Origin of the sequence: Vibrio satsumensis (genome assembly GCF_050337435.1) — a bacterium.
In the GTDB taxonomy this organism is placed as follows: Bacteria; Pseudomonadota; Gammaproteobacteria; order Enterobacterales; family Vibrionaceae; genus Vibrio; species Vibrio satsumensis.
The window spans coordinates 70,677-88,409 of sequence record NZ_JAKJSX010000010.1; the positions used below are offsets into that span (position 1 = coordinate 70,677).

Here is a 17,733-nt window from a genome sequence, read left to right on the forward strand (position 1 = left end):
CCAACATGTAAAACGGTCACTCGTCAGTACCTCAAACGGAGTAAAAGCAGATTTATCCATCTAAACCTGCCTTACATCAATTCCGTCATTCACAATTCTTCATAAAATGCCCGCTTCAACTTAATTCTACTGGTAGTGAGCAAATGGAACTCTTATGCCCAGCGGGTAACTTACCTGCTTTGAAAACCGCCATTGATTGCGGTGCGGATGCTGTCTATATCGGATTCAAAGACGATACCAATGCCCGACACTTTGCAGGCCTAAACTTTGCGGGTAAAAAGCTCGATCGTGCTGTGCAGTATGTACATGACCACAACAAGAAAATTCATGTTGCTCTAAATACGTTTGCTCACCCAAATGGCTTCGACCGTTGGACCAATGCCGTAGACAACGCCGCTGCACTGGGTGTTGATGCACTGATCATCGCAGACATCGCTGTGCTTGAGTACGCTGCAAACAAATATCCAGATCTAGAACTGCACCTATCAGTTCAAGCTTCTGCAACCAATGCCGCTGCGATCGACTTCTACCACAAGAACTTCAACGTAAAACGTGTCGTACTGCCGCGCGTGTTATCGATTCATCAGGTTAAACAGCTTTCTCGTAACATCACTTCTGACGTTGACCTTGAAGTATTCGCTTTTGGTAGCTTATGTATCATGGCAGAAGGCCGATGCTACCTCTCTTCATACATGACGGGCGAATCACCAAACACAGTGGGCGCTTGTTCTCCTGCGAAATACGTTCGCTGGCAAGAAACAGAAACGGGCCTAGAGTCTCGCTTGAATGAGATCCTTATCGATAAGTATGAAGCAGGTGAGAACGCTGGCTACCCAACGCTGTGTAAAGGCCGCTTTGAAGCCGAGATCGATGGTGAACGTAAGCGCTATCACGCACTTGAAGAGCCCACCAGCCTCAACACGCTATCCATGTTGCCTGAGCTTTTCGCTGCAAACGTTGCCTCAGTGAAGATTGAAGGCCGCCAACGCAGCCCTGCTTATGTCGAGCAAGTGACTCGTACTTGGCGCGCTGCTATCGATCGCTACTTAGCGAACCCAGAACAATACCAAGTTGAACAAGCTTGGAATGCGACACTGGCGAATGTATCTGAAGGTACACAAACCACGCTTGGCGCTTATCACCGTAAATGGCAATAGAGCCAAATGGAGAACTCAATGAAATACGCATTAGGCCCTCTACTTTATTTTTGGCCAAAACAAGACGTTGAAAGCTTCTATGAGCAAGCGAAATCAAGCTCTGCTGACATCATCTACCTAGGTGAAGCTGTATGTTCAAAGCGTCGAGAGATGAAAGCGAAACACTGGATGGACATTGCTAAAGAGCTGTCTGCTTCCGGTAAGCAAGTTGTACTCTCGACCATGGCATTGCTAGAAGCGCCAAGCGAAGTCAACATCATGAAGAAGTACATCGATAATGGTGACTTTGCGATCGAAGCCAATGATGTATCTGCAATTCAACTAGCTAGCGAAAGCAAAGTACCTTTCGTGGTCGGCCCTGCAGTAAACACATATAACGCACGCACACTGAACCTGTTCTTGAAACAAGGTATGACGCGTTGGTGTATGCCGGTTGAGCTTTCTCGCGAATGGCTAAGCAACGTAATGACACAGTGCGAAGAGCTGAACATCCGCAACAAATTCGAAGTAGAAGTATTTAGCCACGGCTATCTACCGCTTGCTTACTCGGCTCGCTGCTTTACAGCTCGCGCAGAAAACAAAGCTAAAGACGATTGCGAAACATGCTGTATCAAGTACCCAACAGGGCTACAAGTAGAAAGCCAAGAAGGCCAATCAGTATTCAACCTTAATGGTATCCAGACACAATCAGGCTACTGCTACAACCTAGTCAATGATTTGCCAAACATGCACGACCTAGTTGATGTGGTTCGTTTAAGCCCACTCGGTATCGATACCTTCTCTGAAATCAATAATTTCAGAGCAAACGAGCAAGGTCAAAAACCGATGAAGATTGAAAGCCGCCAATGTAATGGTTACTGGCATCAGCTTGCAGGTTTAGACGTTAAGAACATTTAGTTCTTCGCATTGGACTAACCAGCAACAGATACAAAAAAGGTCTAGCATTCGCTAGACCTTTCTAATTCGACTTAAGAAACACAACCTATGCCGTCGCTGTTTCCATCGGCGAGGCATCGAGCTTCTTTAGGTCTTTGTAGAGCATTACCATCACCACCACACTTAGCGCGATGTTAGACAGTGGGTACGCAATCCAGATCCCCGGCACACCATACAACTTAGGCATAATGTACAAGAAAGGTAGTTGGATAAGCATATTACCTATCGTCACAAACATCGCTTTGCTGCCCTTGTTCACTGCTTGATAGTAAGCTCCTGCTACTACCAAGAAGCCATCCAGCGCCAGTGCAAACATGTGAAGTCGAATACCCAACACGGTGTACTCAACTAGCTGAGGTTCGTCTGAGTTAAATACTGATACAAACTCCCGTGGGAACGCGTTCAGAAGCAACACGAACGCCACACCAATCAATACCGAACTCATCATCGCAATCTTAAGTAGCTTACGGATATTCGCTTGGTTACGCGCGCCATGGTTGTAACTCACCAAAGGTTGCATACCGTTGGCGATACCTTCAGCTGTGAGATAATAAACCGTCACGATGTAACCCAAAATCGCGTAAGCGCCAATCATCAACTGATCGCCATATTGGGAGAACAACGCATTGTGCAGCGCCACCATCATCGAACCATAAGCGTACATAAAGAAGCTTGATGTACCAATGGCGAAGATTTGTGGAATCACATCGAGCTTCAGTCTCAACTCATTCCAACGTAAACGTAGGTTTGCTCGACGTGAGAAGAAGTAAGCCAAGCCAAGACCCGTTACCACAAACTGGGCAATCGCTGTTGCTAATGCCGCGCCCATCAACTCCCAACCATAGAGGGCGATAAACAGGTAATCGAGTACGATGTTAATTACCGCACCAACGATCATCAATATGGTGGCGAGATTAGGGCTGTCATCATTGCGCAGTAAAAACGGCATCGCGATCGAACCTAGCGTGAAGACACCGGCACCAATCAGAATGTGTAAGTATTGCAGACCAAGCTCGTACACTCGCCCTTCAGCACCCTGCCAAAGCAAGAAGTTATCAGCAAACAAAAACAGCAATGCCGAAACAATAGGCGTGATCGCTAACAGCAAGGTTAAACCCGTTGCTAAGATCTGCTTAGCGCCTTGAGTATCTTTTTCACCTTGGCGAATAGAGACCAGCGCACCTGTACCCACCCCCACTAACATACCAATACCGAGAATCGAACCAATCACAGGCCACGCAACATTGATACCTGCAAGCCCATCAGCTCCCACATAGCGGCCAATGAAGATGCCATCCACCACTTGATACAGGCCATTAACCAACATGGCTGCCACGGTAGGGATTGTGTATCGCCAAAACTGGCGACTAATTGAGTTACTCATTTTTTACTCTACTTTCATTTGTGAGTCGCATATCAATAAGATATGACTCGAAAAATTAGTTAACAAAGCTAACTAAATATCTAAATTATTTACTTCAAAGCCTTATTTAATAATAGATTTAGTTGTTGAGACTCTTGCTCAGACAAACGACTTTCCAGTATCTGTGCCATAACCTGATAGATCTTACTTTCTTCTTCCAAACCCATTTCTGCTTTATTGGTCAGTACTACTAGCTTAGATCTCGCATCTTCGAGCGAAGCTTTACGTTCAACAAGGCCCTTTCTCTCAAGCCTCTGAACCATAGTGGTCGCTGAAGGCTTGGTGACTTGCATCTCAATCGCAAGATCAGTTAATCGGATCGGTTCAGGAGATGCTTGAATAACCTTCAAATAGTCATACTCATTGAAGCTCAATTGACAAATAGGCTCTTCATTTACCTGAGTTCGCCATATCTTAGAGGCGAAGCGCTCAATCTTTTCTAAATTCTGGTTCAGCATATTCATCCAATCAAAGAACAACATTTAGTTAGCAAGGCTAACTATTTTAGTATTGTTTAAATTAAAAGCAATCAAAAATGAGCCCCCCCTGTTTATAAAAAAAGAGCATAAAAAGAAGCATAAAAAAGCCGCTGACAGGCAGCGGCTTTACGGAATCAAGGTGTATAGCTTACTTAGCGTTAGCTTCTTCTTCGGCCTCAGCCAACTTAACTTGCGCTAAGTGCTCGGCTTTAAGCGTAGTGAAGATACGACTTAGCTCTAAGAAAGAGTAGCGGTGCTCCACATATTCATACACGTTGAAAGACACTGACAACTTGTATAAAGAGATCGCATTCGCGTAGTCACCATTCATGTGGTAACGCTTAGCAAGGTAAAAGTATGTCTCTGTTAGGCGCTGCGCAAGTAAAGTGTTATCACGAGTACCGGTTAAAATCGCCTTGAAAGCCTGCTCTTCAGTAATGTCATCAAGCATAATCGCGACTAATACCCAGCCCCACTGCTCATCACGGCTCTCGTAACGTTTTTGTAAATCAAGCTTAGCTTGCTCTGGCGTGAGCTCATGCTGAATGATGTACAACCACAGAGCACGAAACGGATCGCTAGGATCATCGGCGTAGTGCTTCATCATTTCTTCGTTAGCTAAGTCGTAACGCTCGCCATAATAAAGCGCGATAGAGCGGTTTCTTTCTGCGTAAGAGTTTGCAGGATCAAGCTCTAACGTAGAATCAAAAGATTCATAAGCCGCATCAAACTCCCCTACCTGCGTAAAGTAAACACCCAAAAGGTTGAAGATATCAGGTTGAGCAGGGTTCAATGAAAGAGATTGGTTGAAGTCGAGACGCGCTAGATCACGCAGGCCAACACTGTCGTAGTAATTACCACGTTCAAACAGCATCTTAGCTCGAACTTCATCGTTCAAATCTGGGCGCTGTAATAGCTGACTAAGACGTGCAATTTGAACTTCTTGCTGAACGCTTGGTTGCAGTGGCACAGCCATCGGTGGATAAACCCAACGTGAGGTGTTATCTGATGTTGTCGCACAACCTGTTAGTACAAGCAGTAAACACATACTCGCGGTTTGAAACCATTTCACAAATAATTACTCCTGTTATGACCGCAATAAAAAAGGGGAGCGATATGCTCCCCTTTATAACATGCTTTGTTGACGATGGGTTAGAAATCACTAAAAAGCGATATCACCATCGACACACTGAGAATTACTCAGCTGCAGGTGCTTCGCCTTCAGCTGGCGTTTCAACTGCTTCTTTCATGCTTAGACGTACACGGCCTTGACGGTCAATTTCAAGAACCTTAACTGGTACTTCTTGACCTTCAGTTAGGTAATCAGACACTTTCTCAACGCGCTTGTCAGCGATTTGAGAGATGTGTACTAGACCATCTTTACCTGGAAGAATAGTTACGAATGCACCGAAGTCAGCTAGACGAGCAACTTTACCTTGGTAAATGCGACCAACTTCAACTTCAGCTGTGATCTCTTCGATACGACGGATTGCTTCTTTAGCAGCAGCGCCTTCAGTAGCAGCAATCTTGATTGTGCCATCATCTTCGATTTCGATTGTAGTACCAGTTTCTTCACAAAGAGCACGGATAACTGCGCCGCCTTTACCGATAACATCTTTGATCTTATCAGAGCTGATTTTCATTGTGTGGATACGTGGAGCGAATTCAGAGATATCTTCACGAGCACCAGAGATAGCTTCATCCATTACAGAAAGGATGTGCTTACGTGCACCTTGCGCTTGGTTAAGTGCAATTTGCATGATCTCTTTAGTGATACCTTCGATCTTGATGTCCATTTGAAGTGCAGTGATACCAGCGTTAGTACCTGCTACTTTAAAGTCCATGTCACCTAGGTGATCTTCGTCGCCAAGGATGTCAGAAAGAACAACGAAATCGTCGCCTTCTTTAACAAGACCCATTGCGATACCCGCAACAGAAGCTTTGATTGGAACACCAGCATCCATAAGCGCTAGAGATGTACCACATACAGAAGCCATTGAAGAAGAACCGTTAGATTCAGTGATTTCCGATACAACACGAACTGTGTATGGGAATTCTTCAACAGAAGGCATTACTGCTTGGATACCACGTTTAGCAAGCTTACCGTGACCAATTTCACGACGCTTAGGTGAACCAACGAAACCAGTTTCACCTACACAGTATGGAGGGAAGTTGTAGTGTAGAAGGAAGTTGTCTTTCTTCTCACCCATTAGGCTGTCGATGATTTGAGCATCACGTTGTGTACCAAGCGTTGCAGTAACAAGTGCTTGAGTTTCACCACGAGTGAATAGAGAAGAACCGTGTGTACGTGGAAGAACACCAGTACGTACGTCTAGCGCACGAACCATGTCTTTTTCACGACCGTCGATACGTGGGTTGCCAGCGATGATGCGGCTACGTACTACGTTTTTCTCTAGAGAACCAAGCATGCCGCGGATTTCGCGCTCATCTAGGTTTTCGTCTTGTGCAATTAGAGCTTCAACAACGTCGTTCTTGATTGCGCCAACTTGCTCGTAACGAGCCATTTTCTCAGTGATCTGGTACGCGTCAGATAGACGTGTTTCAGCAAGTTCAGCAACTTGAGCTTTAAGCTCAGTGTTAACTGCTGGCGCTTCCCAGTTCCAAGCTGGAGTTGCTACTTCAGCAGCAAACTCATTGATTGCTTTGATTACAACTTGTTGTTGGTCGTGACCGTAAACAACAGCTGAAAGCATTTCTTCTTCAGATAGGTTATCTGCTTCAGATTCAACCATTAGTACTGCGCCTTCTGTACCAGACACAACTAGGTCTAGTTTAGAGTTTTCAAGCTCAGTATTTGATGGGTTAAGAACAAGTTCGCCGTCGATGTGACCAACACGTGCAGCACCGATAGGACCATTGAATGGAGCACCAGAGATAGCAAGCGCAGCAGACGTTGCGATCATAGTGATCATGTCTGGGTTTACGTCAGGGTTGATAGAAACAACCGTAGCGATAACTTGAACTTCGTTTTTAAACGCACTTGGGAAAAGTGGACGAATTGGACGGTCAATCAGACGAGCTGTTAGTGTTTCGCCTTCAGATGGACGACCTTCACGCTTGAAGAAGCCACCAGGGATTTTACCCGCAGCGTATGTACGCTCTTGGTAGTTAACTGTTAGAGGGAAGAAGTCTTGACCTGCAACTGCTTCTTTCTTAGCAACAACAGAAACGAATACTGATGTATCGTCCATAGTCGCCATTACAGCAGCAGTAGCTTGACGTGCAATTACGCCCGTTTCTAGAGTAACGGTGTGGTTACCGTACTGGAACGATTTTACAACTGGTTTTTCAAACATTGTATATCCTTAGCTCTAAAGTCAGACTTTAGATTAAGTGAATAATGACTCAAGATATTACCAATCGCGACTAGTGAAAAGGGACTTAGAATAGTGACTCTTTGTATGAGTTCATACGCCGAATTAAGACCAAATCCGCCTTTGAATAGTCGCGACCTATTGGCCGACATCTGTGACTGTAATCTCTTGAGAGGTTGATTGCCAAACGTTGAAAACGCTATAGGCGGGCGTAGTATAAACTATTTTTATTAGGAGAGATATTTCCTATCAGAAAAAGCCAGATGATATTCTGAGCATCCGGCCTAGCATTTTCTTACAAGCACAAAAAAAGGAGCATAAATGCTCCTTTTCTTCAAACTGTCTTTGCAGACATCGCTATTAGCGACGTAGGCCTAGACGCTTGATTAGGTCTTGGTAACGAGCAAGGTTTTTGCCTTTCAAGTAATCAAGAAGCTTACGACGGCTAGAAACCATACGTAGTAGACCACGACGGCTGTGGTGATCGTGTTTGTGCGCTTTGAAGTGACCTTGTAGGTGGTTGATAGAAGCAGTAAGTAGTGCTACTTGTACTTCTGGTGAACCTGTGTCGCCTTCAGATTGTGCGTATTCTGCAACGATTGCTGCTTTAGTTTCTGCATTCAGAGACATAATTCTCTCCTGATAAGAGTAAGTTTATATTTGTAGCAGCCAATCTCTGATTCAGCCGCTACGCGAGCCGAGGATTATAGGGAAGTTTGTCAGTTGGTGCAATAACAATCGAACCCATTAAAAACGAAAAAAGCGAACCACCTAAATTAGGCGTTCGCTTTCTGTCTTATTTGCTCGCTTTTCAAGGCTAAACACTAATACCTAATTCGGTTTCAGCGCTACGCTTGTGGCTCTTCATCTCTGAAAACAACCAAACGCTTCGGTGCAACTCGGCCATCTTCAGCAATCTGAGCAACGCCGACAAACAGCTTCTCTTCGCCACTTGTCATACGAACCGTACCTTCAGTTGGCGCACCAGCAACTTGAACTGGCATACCGTGCTGAACTAGGTCAGTCAGTTCCGCGTTCAGGTTTACTTCTGGTAAATCTTCAACGGCAGTGTCCATTGGCATCAACAGTGGATCAAGCAGCTCTTTCGGTGCAATTTCTTGCGCCTGTGCTTGCTCTAGGATCTCGTTTAACTGCTCCAAAGTCACCATACGCTCATATGGGTACTTCGCTACACCTGTACGACGAAGCATGGTCACGTGAGCACCACAACCTAGCATTTCACCAAGATCGTCGGTAATTGTGCGGATGTAAGTACCTTTCGAACAATGCACTTCCATTTCAACTTCATCACCTTCAAAGCGAAGCAGTTCAATAGAGTACACTGTAATCTTACGAGACTCACGAGGAACCTCGATACCTGCACGTGCGTATTCGTACAAAGGCTTACCTTGATACTTCAATGCCGAAAACATTGATGGTATCTGATCGGTTTCACCCTTGAAGCTCGCAATGCAACGCTCAAGCTGTTCTTGGGTCACGTTAACATCACGCGTCTCAACCACTTCACCATCAGAGTCAGAGGTATTGGTACGCTCACCAAGCTTAGCAATAACAACGTAGCGCTTATCAGAATCTAAAAGAAACTGAGAGAACTTCGTTGCTTCACCAAGACAAATTGGCAGCATGCCAGTCGCAAGAGGATCCAGAGCACCGGTGTGCCCTGCCTTCTCTGCAAAGTAAATACGCTTTACTTTTTGCAGTGCATCATTAGACGAAATGCCAGTCGGCTTATCTAATAGAATTACCCCGTTGATAGGGCGACCTTTACGACGGCGAGCCATTACTCTTCGCCCTTAGACTGAGTTTCGTCAGTGCGGCCAGCTTCTTCTTGCTTACGCTTGTCGTCATTCAGAACTTCACTTACTAGGTTAGACATACGCATACCTTCTACTAGTGTGTTGTCATAAGTAAAACGAACTTCAGGCGTTAGGCGGTGGCGAATACGCTTACCAAGAGCCATACGAACTGGCACTTCATGCTCTTTAAGAGCTTTAAGGCATGATTCAGGTGTTTGCTCACCAACACATAGAAAAGTCACGAACACTTTTGCGTATGCAAGGTCACGAGACACTTCTACGTCTGAGATAGTTACCATACCAATACGTGAGTCACGAACTTCACGTTGTAGGATAAGAGCAAGCTCTTTTTGAAGCTGCTGAGACACACGTTGTGTGCGGCTAAATTCTTTTGACATTTTCTTTTCTCACTTAGAAAGATGGGGGGCTTGGTAATTACCAGCCCCCCATGGTGTATTCAACAACCGATTACTTATTACCTTTACTAGTAATGTTAGTAACCTTAGTCAATATGTCGAGTCGTACAGACTGATTAGTCTAGAGTACGTTTAACCTCAACGATTTCGAATACTTCGATCTGGTCACCAACGCGAACGTCGTTGTAGTTCTTAACGCCGACACCACACTCGTAACCGTTCTTAACTTCTTGAACGTCATCTTTAAAGCGACGAAGTGACTCTAGTTCACCTTCGTAGATAACAACGTTTTCACGAAGTACACGGATTGGGTTGCTACGCTTAATCGTACCTTCAGTAACGATACAACCAGCGATTGCACCAAGTTTAGGCGACTTAAATACGTCACGAACTTGTGCAAGACCAATGATCTCTTGACGGAATTCAGGAGCAAGCATACCGCCCATCGCCTGTTTAACTTCGTCAATCAATTGGTAAATGATTGAGTAGTAACGTAGATCTAGGTTTTCGTTCTGAACCGTGTTACGCGCAGTTGCGTCAGCACGAACGTTGAAACCAAGGATGATAGCGTTAGAAGCTGCTGCAAGAGTTGCATCAGTTTCAGTAATACCACCAACACCAGAACCTACGATGTTCACTTTAACTTCGTCAGTTGACAGTTTCAGTAGAGAGTCAGCAATCGCTTCTACAGAACCTTGAACGTCAGCTTTAAGTACAACGTTAAGCTCAGCAACTTCGCCAGCCGTCATGTTCGCGAACATGTTCTCTAGTTTCGCTTTTTGTTGGCGAGCTAGTTTAACATCACGGAATTTACCTTGACGGTAGTTCGCAACTTCACGTGCTTTACGCTCATCACGTACAACAGTCGCTTCGTCACCTGATGCCGGTACGCCAGAAAGACCGAGAATTTCTACAGGGATAGATGGACCTGCAGTTTCGATGTCTCTGCCGTTCTCATCGCGCATTGCACGAACACGGCCGTACTCTTGACCACAAAGAACGATGTCGCCTTTGTTTAGAGTACCAGACTGTACTAGTACTGTTGCAACTGGACCGCGACCTTTATCAAGACGAGATTCAACAACAACACCAGACGCCATGCCTTCTTTAACCGCTGTAAGCTCAAGAACTTCAGACTGAAGAAGGATTGCTTCTAGAAGACCATCGATGTTTGTACCCTGTTTTGCAGAGATGTGAACGAAGATGTTCTCGCCGCCCCATTCTTCAGGGATAACGTCGTATTGAGCTAGCTCATTTTTAACGTTGTCTGGGTTTGCACCCTCTTTATCGATCTTGTTCACAGCAACAATCAAAGGAACGCCTGCCGCTTTCGCGTGCTGGATTGCTTCGATTGTTTGTGGCATTACGCCATCGTCTGCTGCAACTACAAGTACAACGATATCTGTCGCTTGAGCACCACGAGCACGCATAGCTGTAAACGCCGCGTGTCCAGGAGTATCAAGGAAAGTGATCATGCCGTTGTCAGTATCTACGTGGTAAGCACCAATGTGCTGCGTGATACCGCCAGCTTCGCCAGAAGCAACGTGTGCTTTACGAATGTAATCAAGTGTTGAAGTTTTACCGTGGTCAACGTGACCCATGATAGTAACAACAGGAGCACGACCTTCAGCGATAGCATCGCTATCACGGTCAGCTAGTACTGCTTCTTCAAGTTCGTTTTCTTTACGTAGGATTACCTTGTGACCCATTTCTTCAGCAACAAGTTGTGCTGTTTCTTGGTCGATCACTTGGTTGATAGTCGCCATAGCGCCCATCTTCATCATTACTTTGATAACTTCAGTTGCTTTAACTGACATTTTGCTCGCCAGTTCAGAAACAACGATAGTTTCGCCGATAGCAACGTCAGATTTAGCAACAGTCGCTGACTTATCGAAGCCTTGCTGCATTGAAGTTGGTTTAGCAAGCTTACCTTTACCGCCACGACCACGTTGGTTACGACCACCACGGTTGTTTGCAGGTTGGTTAGCAGGAGCTGCTTTCTTCTTGCGACGACGAGGTGCTTTCTCATCTTTCTTATCTGCCGCATCTTCAGCTTCACGAGCATAAGTAGAAGTAGTCACATGGTAATCCGCAGATTTCTCTTGCTCTTTCTTCTTCTTCTCTTCTTCAGACCAACGTTCTTGGTTCTCTTCTGCTAACTTACGAGCTTCTTCAACAAGCTTAGCTGCTTCAGCTTCTGCTTTACGAGTTGCTTCTTGCTCTTGACGAGCTTTAAGTTCATCCGCTTCTTTTTTCGCTTGTGCGTTAGCGTCTGCATTTTTTGAATTCATGTCTTTTTTAGCCTTTTCAGCTTGTGCGCGTTGAGCCTTCTCTTCAGCTTCACGTTTTGCATCCGCTTCACGTGTTACTTTTTCTTCGGCTTCGCGCTGTGCTTTCTCTGCAGCATCACGTTTCGCTTGCTCTTCAGCATCGCGTTGTGCTTTCTCTTCCGCTTCACGATTAGCTACTTCCTCAGCTTCACGTTTCGCTTCATCTTCAATAGTGCTGCGCTTCACGTAAGTACGCTTTTTACGTACCTCTACTTGAACATCCTTACTCTTACCGCCTCCAGCGGCAACACTTAGCGTGCTGCGGGTCTTGCGTTGAAGAGTTAAACGAGTCGGTTCTGTTTCACCAGAAGTATCGCCGTGCTCCTTTTTAAGGTGCGTTAGCAATGTTTGCTTCTCTGAATCAGTCACTTGATCCGACCCTGATTTCTTCATGCCTGCATCAGCAAGTTGTTCAATTAAGCGGTCAACTGGCGTACCAATCTCTTCACTCAGTGCTTTAACTGTTAATTGTGTCATACCGCTTTCTCTCCTTGCTGAATTATTCTTCGTCGCCGAACCAACAGATGTTACGCGCAGCCATAATTAGCTCGCCTGCACGCTCTGCAGTTAGGTCTTCGATGCCTTCTAGTTCATCAACGCCTTGGTCAGCTAGGTCTTCCAATGTCGCAACGCCTTTTGCTGCTAGCTTGTAAGCCATTTCACGCTCAAGACCTTCAAGTGCAAGTAAGTCTTCAGCAGGCTCAACACCGTCGAAAGTTTCTTCTTTCGCTAGCGCTAGAGTAGTCAGCGCGTCTTTTGCGCGGTTACGTAGTTCTTCAACGATACCTTCGTCTAGACCGTCGACTTCAAGAAGCTCGTTTACAGGAACATATGCTACTTCTTCAAGTGTAGAGAAGCCTTCTTCAACAAGCATTTGAGCAAAGTCTTCTTCAATGTCTAGGTGCTTCATGAAGTTTTCAATAGAAGCTACTGCTTCTTCTTGGTGCTTCTTCTCTAGGTCAGCAACAGTCATTACGTTCAGTTCCCAACCAGTCAGTTGAGAAGCTAGACGTACGTTTTGACCGCTACGGCCAATTGCTTGTGCTAGGTTATCCGCTTCAACAGCGATATCCATAGAGTGTGCGTCTTCATCAACGATGATTGAAGCAACATCAGCAGGAGCCATTGCGTTGATTACGAATTGAGCCGGGTTATCGTCCCAAAGAACGATATCAATACGCTCACCGCCAAGATCGTTAGAAACAGCTTGTACACGTGCGCCACGCATACCAACACACGCACCAACTGGGTCAATACGTTTGTCGTTTGTTTTCACTGCGATTTTAGCACGAGAACCAGCGTCACGTGCAGCACCTTTAAGTTCAATTAGCTCTTCACCAATCTCAGGCACTTCAACACGGAATAGTTCAGCTAGCATTTCTGGCTTCGAACGAGTAACGAAAAGCTGGAAACCACGAGCTTCTGGTTTAACTGCGTAAAGAAGACCACGAACACGGTCACCTGGACGGAAGTTTTCACGAGGAAGTTGGTCATCACGAAGGATTACCGCTTCAGCGTTGTTACCTAGGTCAAGAATAATAGTGTCACGGTTAACTTTCTTAACTGCGCCAGTTACTAGCTCGCCTTCGTTGTCGATGAACTGTTCAACGATTTGAGCGCGTTCAGCTTCACGTACTTTCTGTACGATTACTTGCTTAGCCGTTTGAGTCGTAATACGGTCAAACGTTACTGATTCGATGTCATCTTCAATGAAACCGCCAAGTTCGATCTCTGGATCATCGTACTTTGCAGCTTCAATAGAGATTTCTTTTGTTGGGAATTCAACTTCCTCAACAGCTTCCCAACGACGGAAAGTTTCGAAATCACCCGTTTTACGATCGATTTCAACACGAACTTCAATTTCTAGTTCGCTTTTCTTTTTTGTTGCCGTTGCAAGCGCGATTTCAAGCGCTTCAAAAATACGCTCACGAGGAACTGCTTTCTCATTAGAAACAGCTTCTACTACCGCCAAAATTTCTTTGTTCATTAATCTAGCCTCTTAAGCTCTTCTCTCTAGGAGAACTAAAATTTAGGGATCAGGTTAGCTTTCGCAATATTGCTCAGGACGAACTCTTCTTCTTGTCCTTCAACCAATACTTTCACTGTCTCGCCTTCGATAGATTGGATATCACCTTTCCATTTACGACGGTTGCCGACAGCCATTTTCAAAACGATGCTTACCTCGTGACCAATAAATTGTTGGTAATGCTCTGCTTTGAACAGTGGTCTCTCTAAACCTGGTGAAGACACTTCAAGGTTATAAGCCACTGAAATTGGATCTTCAACGTCCATTACGGCACTTACTTGGTGACTAACTTCAGCGCAATCATCTACATTGATACCATTCGGTGAATCGATGTAAATACGTAGCGTTGAGTGCTCACCAGCACGAATAAATTCTAATCCAACTAACTCATAACCTGATGCTGCTACTGGAGCGTCAAGCATTTCAGTAAGTTGTCTTTCTAAACCAGTCATTTAACCACTCCAGAAACAAAAAAAGGGCTCAAAGCCCAATTTAAATTCCAAGCAAACATTATCTAAACGCATTTATAAATGCTTAGATAACAAAAAACCCCGTATAAGCCGGGGTTTTTGTTGCTGGACCCTTATATGTTAAGTGCCATCACATTCGATATCACACTTAACTCACAGTGAGGTTCACACTGTGCAAACTTGCTACCAATACAAGCTATATAATAGCATTGAAATTGGTTGCGGGAGCCGGATTTGAACCGACGACCTTCGGGTTATGAGCCCGACGAGCTACCAAACTGCTCCATCCCGCGTCCGACTTGTGAGCATTATACGCCCAACAAGATGTTTTACAAGTTTGTAAACATGGTGCCGAGAGAGGGACTCGAACCCTCACACCCTAAGGCACTAGCACCTCATGCTAGCGTGTCTACCAATTTCACCATCTCGGCATCAAATCTTTACAGATTATTGTGGAATTTCGTCGCCTTGCGCCGGAACTTCACTCACTGCATCATCAGCTTGTTGAATTACCTGACCTTGAGTCGGGTCAATCCATTGTGACTCAGTTTTATGTGTAGACATATTACCAAGCACTAAGCTAAGGATAAAAAATGTAGTTGCAAAAATTGCAGTCATTCGGGTAAGGAAATTTCCTGAGCCACCAGCACCAAACACAGTGTTTGAAGCGCCAGCACCGAAAGAGGCTCCCATATCTGCGCCTTTACCTTGTTGAATCAACACTAGGCCAATTACACCAAGCGCTGCCAACAGGTAAATCACAAGTAGAACTGTAAACATTTTTCCACCTATGTTCCTAATTGTTGAGCCAGCGCCGTTCAAAAAACTATTTTTCAGAACAAGGCTAGCGACCTCCTAACTGAAGGCCGAGCAATACTAGCGAATGCTACGTTGACTGACAAGGAGAATTTGCTAAAAAATAAGCCTTTACCAAGCGAATGGTCAAAAAAAGGTCAAAAGCGACACAAAACTCATTTACGTCTCTATTGACCGTTATATCTTTTGACCGCTATATAAGCCAATCACTTCTAATCACAGGCGCTATTCGTTGCGCCTGTTAAGTAAAAGGTTAAATTAGCAGTTTGCTTTTACTGCATCTGCAATCTTAAGCGCAGATGCTTGAACAAGCTCAGCATCTTCGCCTTCAACCATCACGCGTAGTAGTGGCTCTGTACCAGACTTACGTAATAGCACACGGCCTTTCTCGCCAAGCTCTGCTTCTACTTCAACAACCGCTGCTTTTACCGCTTCTGCTTTTAATGGGTTTGAGTCTCCGCTGAAACGAACGTTTTCTAGAACTTGAGGGTACAACGTCATGCCTTGAGACAGCTCATTCAGAGTCATTTCGCTATCAACAACTGAAGCCAATACTTGCAGAGCAGCAACGATAGCATCACCCGTCGTCACTTTATCTAGTAGGATAACGTGACCCGAGTTTTCGGCACCGATCTTCCAGCCTTTAGCAAGAAGCTGTTCCATTACATAACGGTCACCAACAGCCGCACGTACAAACGGAATACCTAACTGCTTAAGGCCATTTTCCATACCAAGGTTGGTCATTAGTGTACCAACAACGCCACCTTTCAACTCACCACGGCGCAGGGCATCACGAGCAATGATGTAAGCAATTTGGTCACCATCAACTTTGTTGCCTAGCTCGTCAACCATAATGATACGGTCACCATCACCATCAAAGCCAAGGCCTAAGGCCGCTTTTTCTTCAAGTACTTTTGCTTGCAGAGCACGTACATCGGTAGCACCCACTTCATGGTTGATGTTAGTACCGTTTGGCTCAACACCAATCGCAATAACTTCAGCACCTAGCTCTTTAAATACAGCAGGTGCAATATGGTAAGTCGCACCATGAGCACAATCGACAACAATCTTCATGCCAGCAAGTGTCATCTGATTTGGGAATGTGCTCTTACAGAATTCAATATAACGACCAGCGGCATCGTTTAAACGTACCGCTTTACCAAGCTCAAATGAGTCAACACATTCGATCTCTTTATCCAATTCGGCTTCAATCGCCAACTCGATATCATCTGGTAGTTTTGTTCCCTCAGAAGAGAAGAATTTGATACCGTTATCGTAGTAAGGGTTGTGCGATGCAGAGATAACGATACCAGCTTCCGCGCGGAAGGTTTGAGTTAGGTAAGCAACGGCAGGTGTTGGCATTGGGCCAGTAAACGTAGCCTGCAAACCAGCAGCAGCAAGACCTGCTTCTAGCGCAGACTCCAGCATGTAGCCAGAGATACGCGTATCTTTACCAATGATGACTTTCTTTGTACCTTGTTTCGCAAGAACACGACCCGCAGCCCAGCCAAGCTTCAGAACAAAATCAGGTGTAATAGGGTACTGGCCAACTTTGCCACGTACACCATCTGTGCCGAAATAACGTCTCTTATCAGACATAGTGATTTTCCTTAATTATGATTAGTGATTGTTATTCATCACTTCGATTATCTTCATCGCTTCCAATGTATCTTCAACATCGTGAACGCGAATAATTTGTGCGCCTTTCATTGCCGCGATAGTAGCGCAAGTGACGCTAGCGACCATGCAATCTGCCGGGGCTTTGTCTAATAGCTTAAAGATCATCGACTTTCTCGACATCCCCGCTAAGACTGGCAACCCAAGCGTGTGAAATTTTTCTAGGTGCGCTAATAGGTGGTAATTGTGTTCAATGGTTTTACCAAAACCAAAACCAGGATCTAGAATCAGCTGCTCTTTTGATATACCAACAGCTTCACACGCTTCCACCCTTTCTTTTAAAAAAGCTTCAACATCCGTTAGAACATCATCGTAATTTGGGTTAGCTTGCATGGTTCTTGGCTGACCTTTCATGTGCATCAGGCAAACTGGTACCTTAGCATTGGCGGCTGCTTCTAGAGCTCCGGGCTCTTGTAATGCGCGCACATCATTGATCAAGTCAGCCCCCGCTTCAACGGCTTGGCGCATCACTTCTGCTTTACTGGTATCAATAGAGATCCACACATCAAACTTGGCACGAATGGCTTTAATGGCAGGGATAACGCGAGCGAGCTCCTCTTCTAAAGATACGTCAGGTGCTCCCGGACGAGTTGATTCACCACCAATGTCAATAATGCTAACACCAACTTGAATCATTCGCTCAGCTTGCAGTAAAGCATTATCTAATGAATTGAATTTCCCGCCATCAGAGAAAGAGTCAGGCGTGACATTGAGGATACCCATCACATGTGGGCGGTCTAAAACGAGCGTTTTATTATGTGCTTTTAATATCATTGAAGGCGGGTCTTAAAGGTAAAAACATCTTGGGCTATAAACAGAAAAACCCTGAGCGTACTCAGGGTTTTAATTTA

At 45.1% G+C, this 17,733-nt stretch carries 15 protein-coding genes and 2 tRNA genes; 2 read left to right on the top strand and 15 right to left on the bottom strand.

Translation table 11 applies throughout. The features are described from left to right. The first annotated feature begins 143 nt into the window (after window positions 1–143). Both ubiU and L4C44_RS13980 read left to right on the top strand, forming a co-directional pair. Window positions 144–1,157 carry a ubiquinone anaerobic biosynthesis protein UbiU gene (gene ubiU, locus L4C44_RS13975; RefSeq protein WP_017068227.1) on the top strand — a complete coding sequence of 338 codons (1,014 nt, stop codon included), beginning with the start codon at window positions 144–146 and terminating at the stop codon, window positions 1,155–1,157. A gap of 18 nt (window positions 1,158–1,175) precedes the next feature. Then, window positions 1,176–2,054 (top strand): U32 family peptidase, encoded by an 879-nt coding sequence (locus L4C44_RS13980; protein ID WP_017059237.1) that lies wholly within the window; start codon window positions 1,176–1,178, stop codon window positions 2,052–2,054. Window positions 2,055–2,139: 85 nt separating this feature from the next. Here the strand turns inward: L4C44_RS13980 and L4C44_RS13985 are convergent, their stop codons facing one another. From L4C44_RS13985 to folP, 15 genes are all read right to left on the bottom strand, one after another. Then, window positions 2,140–3,477 (bottom strand): MATE family efflux transporter, encoded by a 1,338-nt coding sequence (locus L4C44_RS13985; RefSeq protein WP_146490661.1) that lies wholly within the window; start codon window positions 3,475–3,477, stop codon window positions 2,140–2,142. 89 nt (window positions 3,478–3,566) lie between these two features. Beyond that, window positions 3,567–3,974, bottom strand: coding sequence for a MarR family winged helix-turn-helix transcriptional regulator (locus L4C44_RS13990; protein WP_428805266.1), 408 nt, complete (start codon window positions 3,972–3,974; stop codon window positions 3,567–3,569). 169 nt (window positions 3,975–4,143) lie between these two features. After that, complete coding sequence (gene nlpI / locus L4C44_RS13995) at window positions 4,144–5,067, bottom strand: lipoprotein NlpI (protein WP_061018730.1); 924 nt, start codon at window positions 5,065–5,067, stop codon at window positions 4,144–4,146. Window positions 5,068–5,191: 124 nt separating this feature from the next. Continuing rightward, window positions 5,192–7,312, bottom strand: a complete 2,121-nt coding sequence (gene pnp / locus L4C44_RS14000; protein WP_060982624.1) for a polyribonucleotide nucleotidyltransferase — start codon at window positions 7,310–7,312, stop codon at window positions 5,192–5,194. 378 nt (window positions 7,313–7,690) lie between these two features. Next, window positions 7,691–7,960, bottom strand: a complete 270-nt coding sequence (gene rpsO, locus L4C44_RS14005; protein WP_010436144.1) for a 30S ribosomal protein S15 — start codon at window positions 7,958–7,960, stop codon at window positions 7,691–7,693. 218 nt (window positions 7,961–8,178) lie between these two features. Then, the gene (gene truB / locus L4C44_RS14010) at window positions 8,179–9,132 is read right to left on the bottom strand and encodes a tRNA pseudouridine(55) synthase TruB (protein WP_017059233.1); all 954 of its coding nucleotides are present in this window, start codon (window positions 9,130–9,132) and stop codon (window positions 8,179–8,181) included. After that, on the bottom strand, window positions 9,132–9,545 hold the full coding sequence (rbfA, locus tag L4C44_RS14015) for a 30S ribosome-binding factor RbfA (RefSeq protein WP_017065964.1): 414 nt from the start codon (window positions 9,543–9,545) through the stop codon (window positions 9,132–9,134). Before rbfA ends, truB begins: the two co-directional genes overlap by 1 nt. 134 nt (window positions 9,546–9,679) lie before the next feature. Continuing rightward, entirely contained in the window at window positions 9,680–12,370 is a 2,691-nt protein-coding gene (gene infB / locus L4C44_RS14020; RefSeq protein WP_060982625.1) for a translation initiation factor IF-2, read from the bottom strand. Between the two features lie 22 nt (window positions 12,371–12,392). Beyond that, a complete protein-coding gene (gene nusA, locus L4C44_RS14025) occupies window positions 12,393–13,880 on the bottom strand; it encodes a transcription termination factor NusA (protein WP_017059230.1) in 1,488 nt (495 codons plus the stop codon). A 35-nt stretch (window positions 13,881–13,915) separates the two neighbouring features. Further along, a complete protein-coding gene (gene rimP, locus L4C44_RS14030) occupies window positions 13,916–14,371 on the bottom strand; it encodes a ribosome maturation factor RimP (protein WP_004738265.1) in 456 nt (151 codons plus the stop codon). 234 nt (window positions 14,372–14,605) lie between these two features. Further along, window positions 14,606–14,682 (bottom strand) — tRNA-Met (locus L4C44_RS14035). A gap of 53 nt (window positions 14,683–14,735) precedes the next feature. Beyond that, window positions 14,736–14,820 (bottom strand) — tRNA-Leu (locus L4C44_RS14040). Between the two features lie 16 nt (window positions 14,821–14,836). Further along, window positions 14,837–15,169, bottom strand: coding sequence for a preprotein translocase subunit SecG (gene secG / locus L4C44_RS14045; protein WP_017059392.1), 333 nt, complete (start codon window positions 15,167–15,169; stop codon window positions 14,837–14,839). Between the two features lie 294 nt (window positions 15,170–15,463). After that, entirely contained in the window at window positions 15,464–16,804 is a 1,341-nt protein-coding gene (gene glmM / locus L4C44_RS14050) for a phosphoglucosamine mutase (RefSeq protein WP_428805267.1), read from the bottom strand. Between the two features lie 21 nt (window positions 16,805–16,825). Next, window positions 16,826–17,656, bottom strand: a complete 831-nt coding sequence (folP, locus tag L4C44_RS14055; RefSeq protein WP_146490657.1) for a dihydropteroate synthase — start codon at window positions 17,654–17,656, stop codon at window positions 16,826–16,828. Window positions 17,657–17,733 lie beyond the last annotated feature (77 nt).

Bases quoted from the DNA above. Each gene is read 5' to 3' on its own strand.
- truB (WP_017059233.1), bottom strand. From the start codon at position 9,132: ATGGCTCGCCGTCGTAAAGGTCGCCCTATCAACGGGGTAATTCTATTA.
- L4C44_RS13980 (WP_017059237.1), top strand. From the start codon at position 1,176: ATGAAATACGCATTAGGCCCTCTACTTTATTTTTGGCCAAAACAAGAC.
- L4C44_RS13990 (WP_428805266.1), bottom strand. From the start codon at position 3,974: ATGCTGAACCAGAATTTAGAAAAGATTGAGCGCTTCGCCTCTAAGATA.
- rbfA (WP_017065964.1), bottom strand. From the start codon at position 9,545: ATGTCAAAAGAATTTAGCCGCACACAACGTGTGTCTCAGCAGCTTCAA.
- L4C44_RS13985 (WP_146490661.1), bottom strand. From the start codon at position 3,477: ATGAGTAACTCAATTAGTCGCCAGTTTTGGCGATACACAATCCCTACC.
- secG (WP_017059392.1), bottom strand. From the start codon at position 15,169: ATGTTTACAGTTCTACTTGTGATTTACCTGTTGGCAGCGCTTGGTGTA.
- rpsO (WP_010436144.1), bottom strand. From the start codon at position 7,960: ATGTCTCTGAATGCAGAAACTAAAGCAGCAATCGTTGCAGAATACGCA.
- folP (WP_146490657.1), bottom strand. From the start codon at position 17,656: ATGATATTAAAAGCACATAATAAAACGCTCGTTTTAGACCGCCCACAT.
- ubiU (WP_017068227.1), top strand. From the start codon at position 144: ATGGAACTCTTATGCCCAGCGGGTAACTTACCTGCTTTGAAAACCGCC.
- pnp (WP_060982624.1), bottom strand. From the start codon at position 7,312: ATGTTTGAAAAACCAGTTGTAAAATCGTTCCAGTACGGTAACCACACC.
- rimP (WP_004738265.1), bottom strand. From the start codon at position 14,371: ATGACTGGTTTAGAAAGACAACTTACTGAAATGCTTGACGCTCCAGTA.
- glmM (WP_428805267.1), bottom strand. From the start codon at position 16,804: ATGTCTGATAAGAGACGTTATTTCGGCACAGATGGTGTACGTGGCAAA.
- nusA (WP_017059230.1), bottom strand. From the start codon at position 13,880: ATGAACAAAGAAATTTTGGCGGTAGTAGAAGCTGTTTCTAATGAGAAA.
- infB (WP_060982625.1), bottom strand. From the start codon at position 12,370: ATGACACAATTAACAGTTAAAGCACTGAGTGAAGAGATTGGTACGCCA.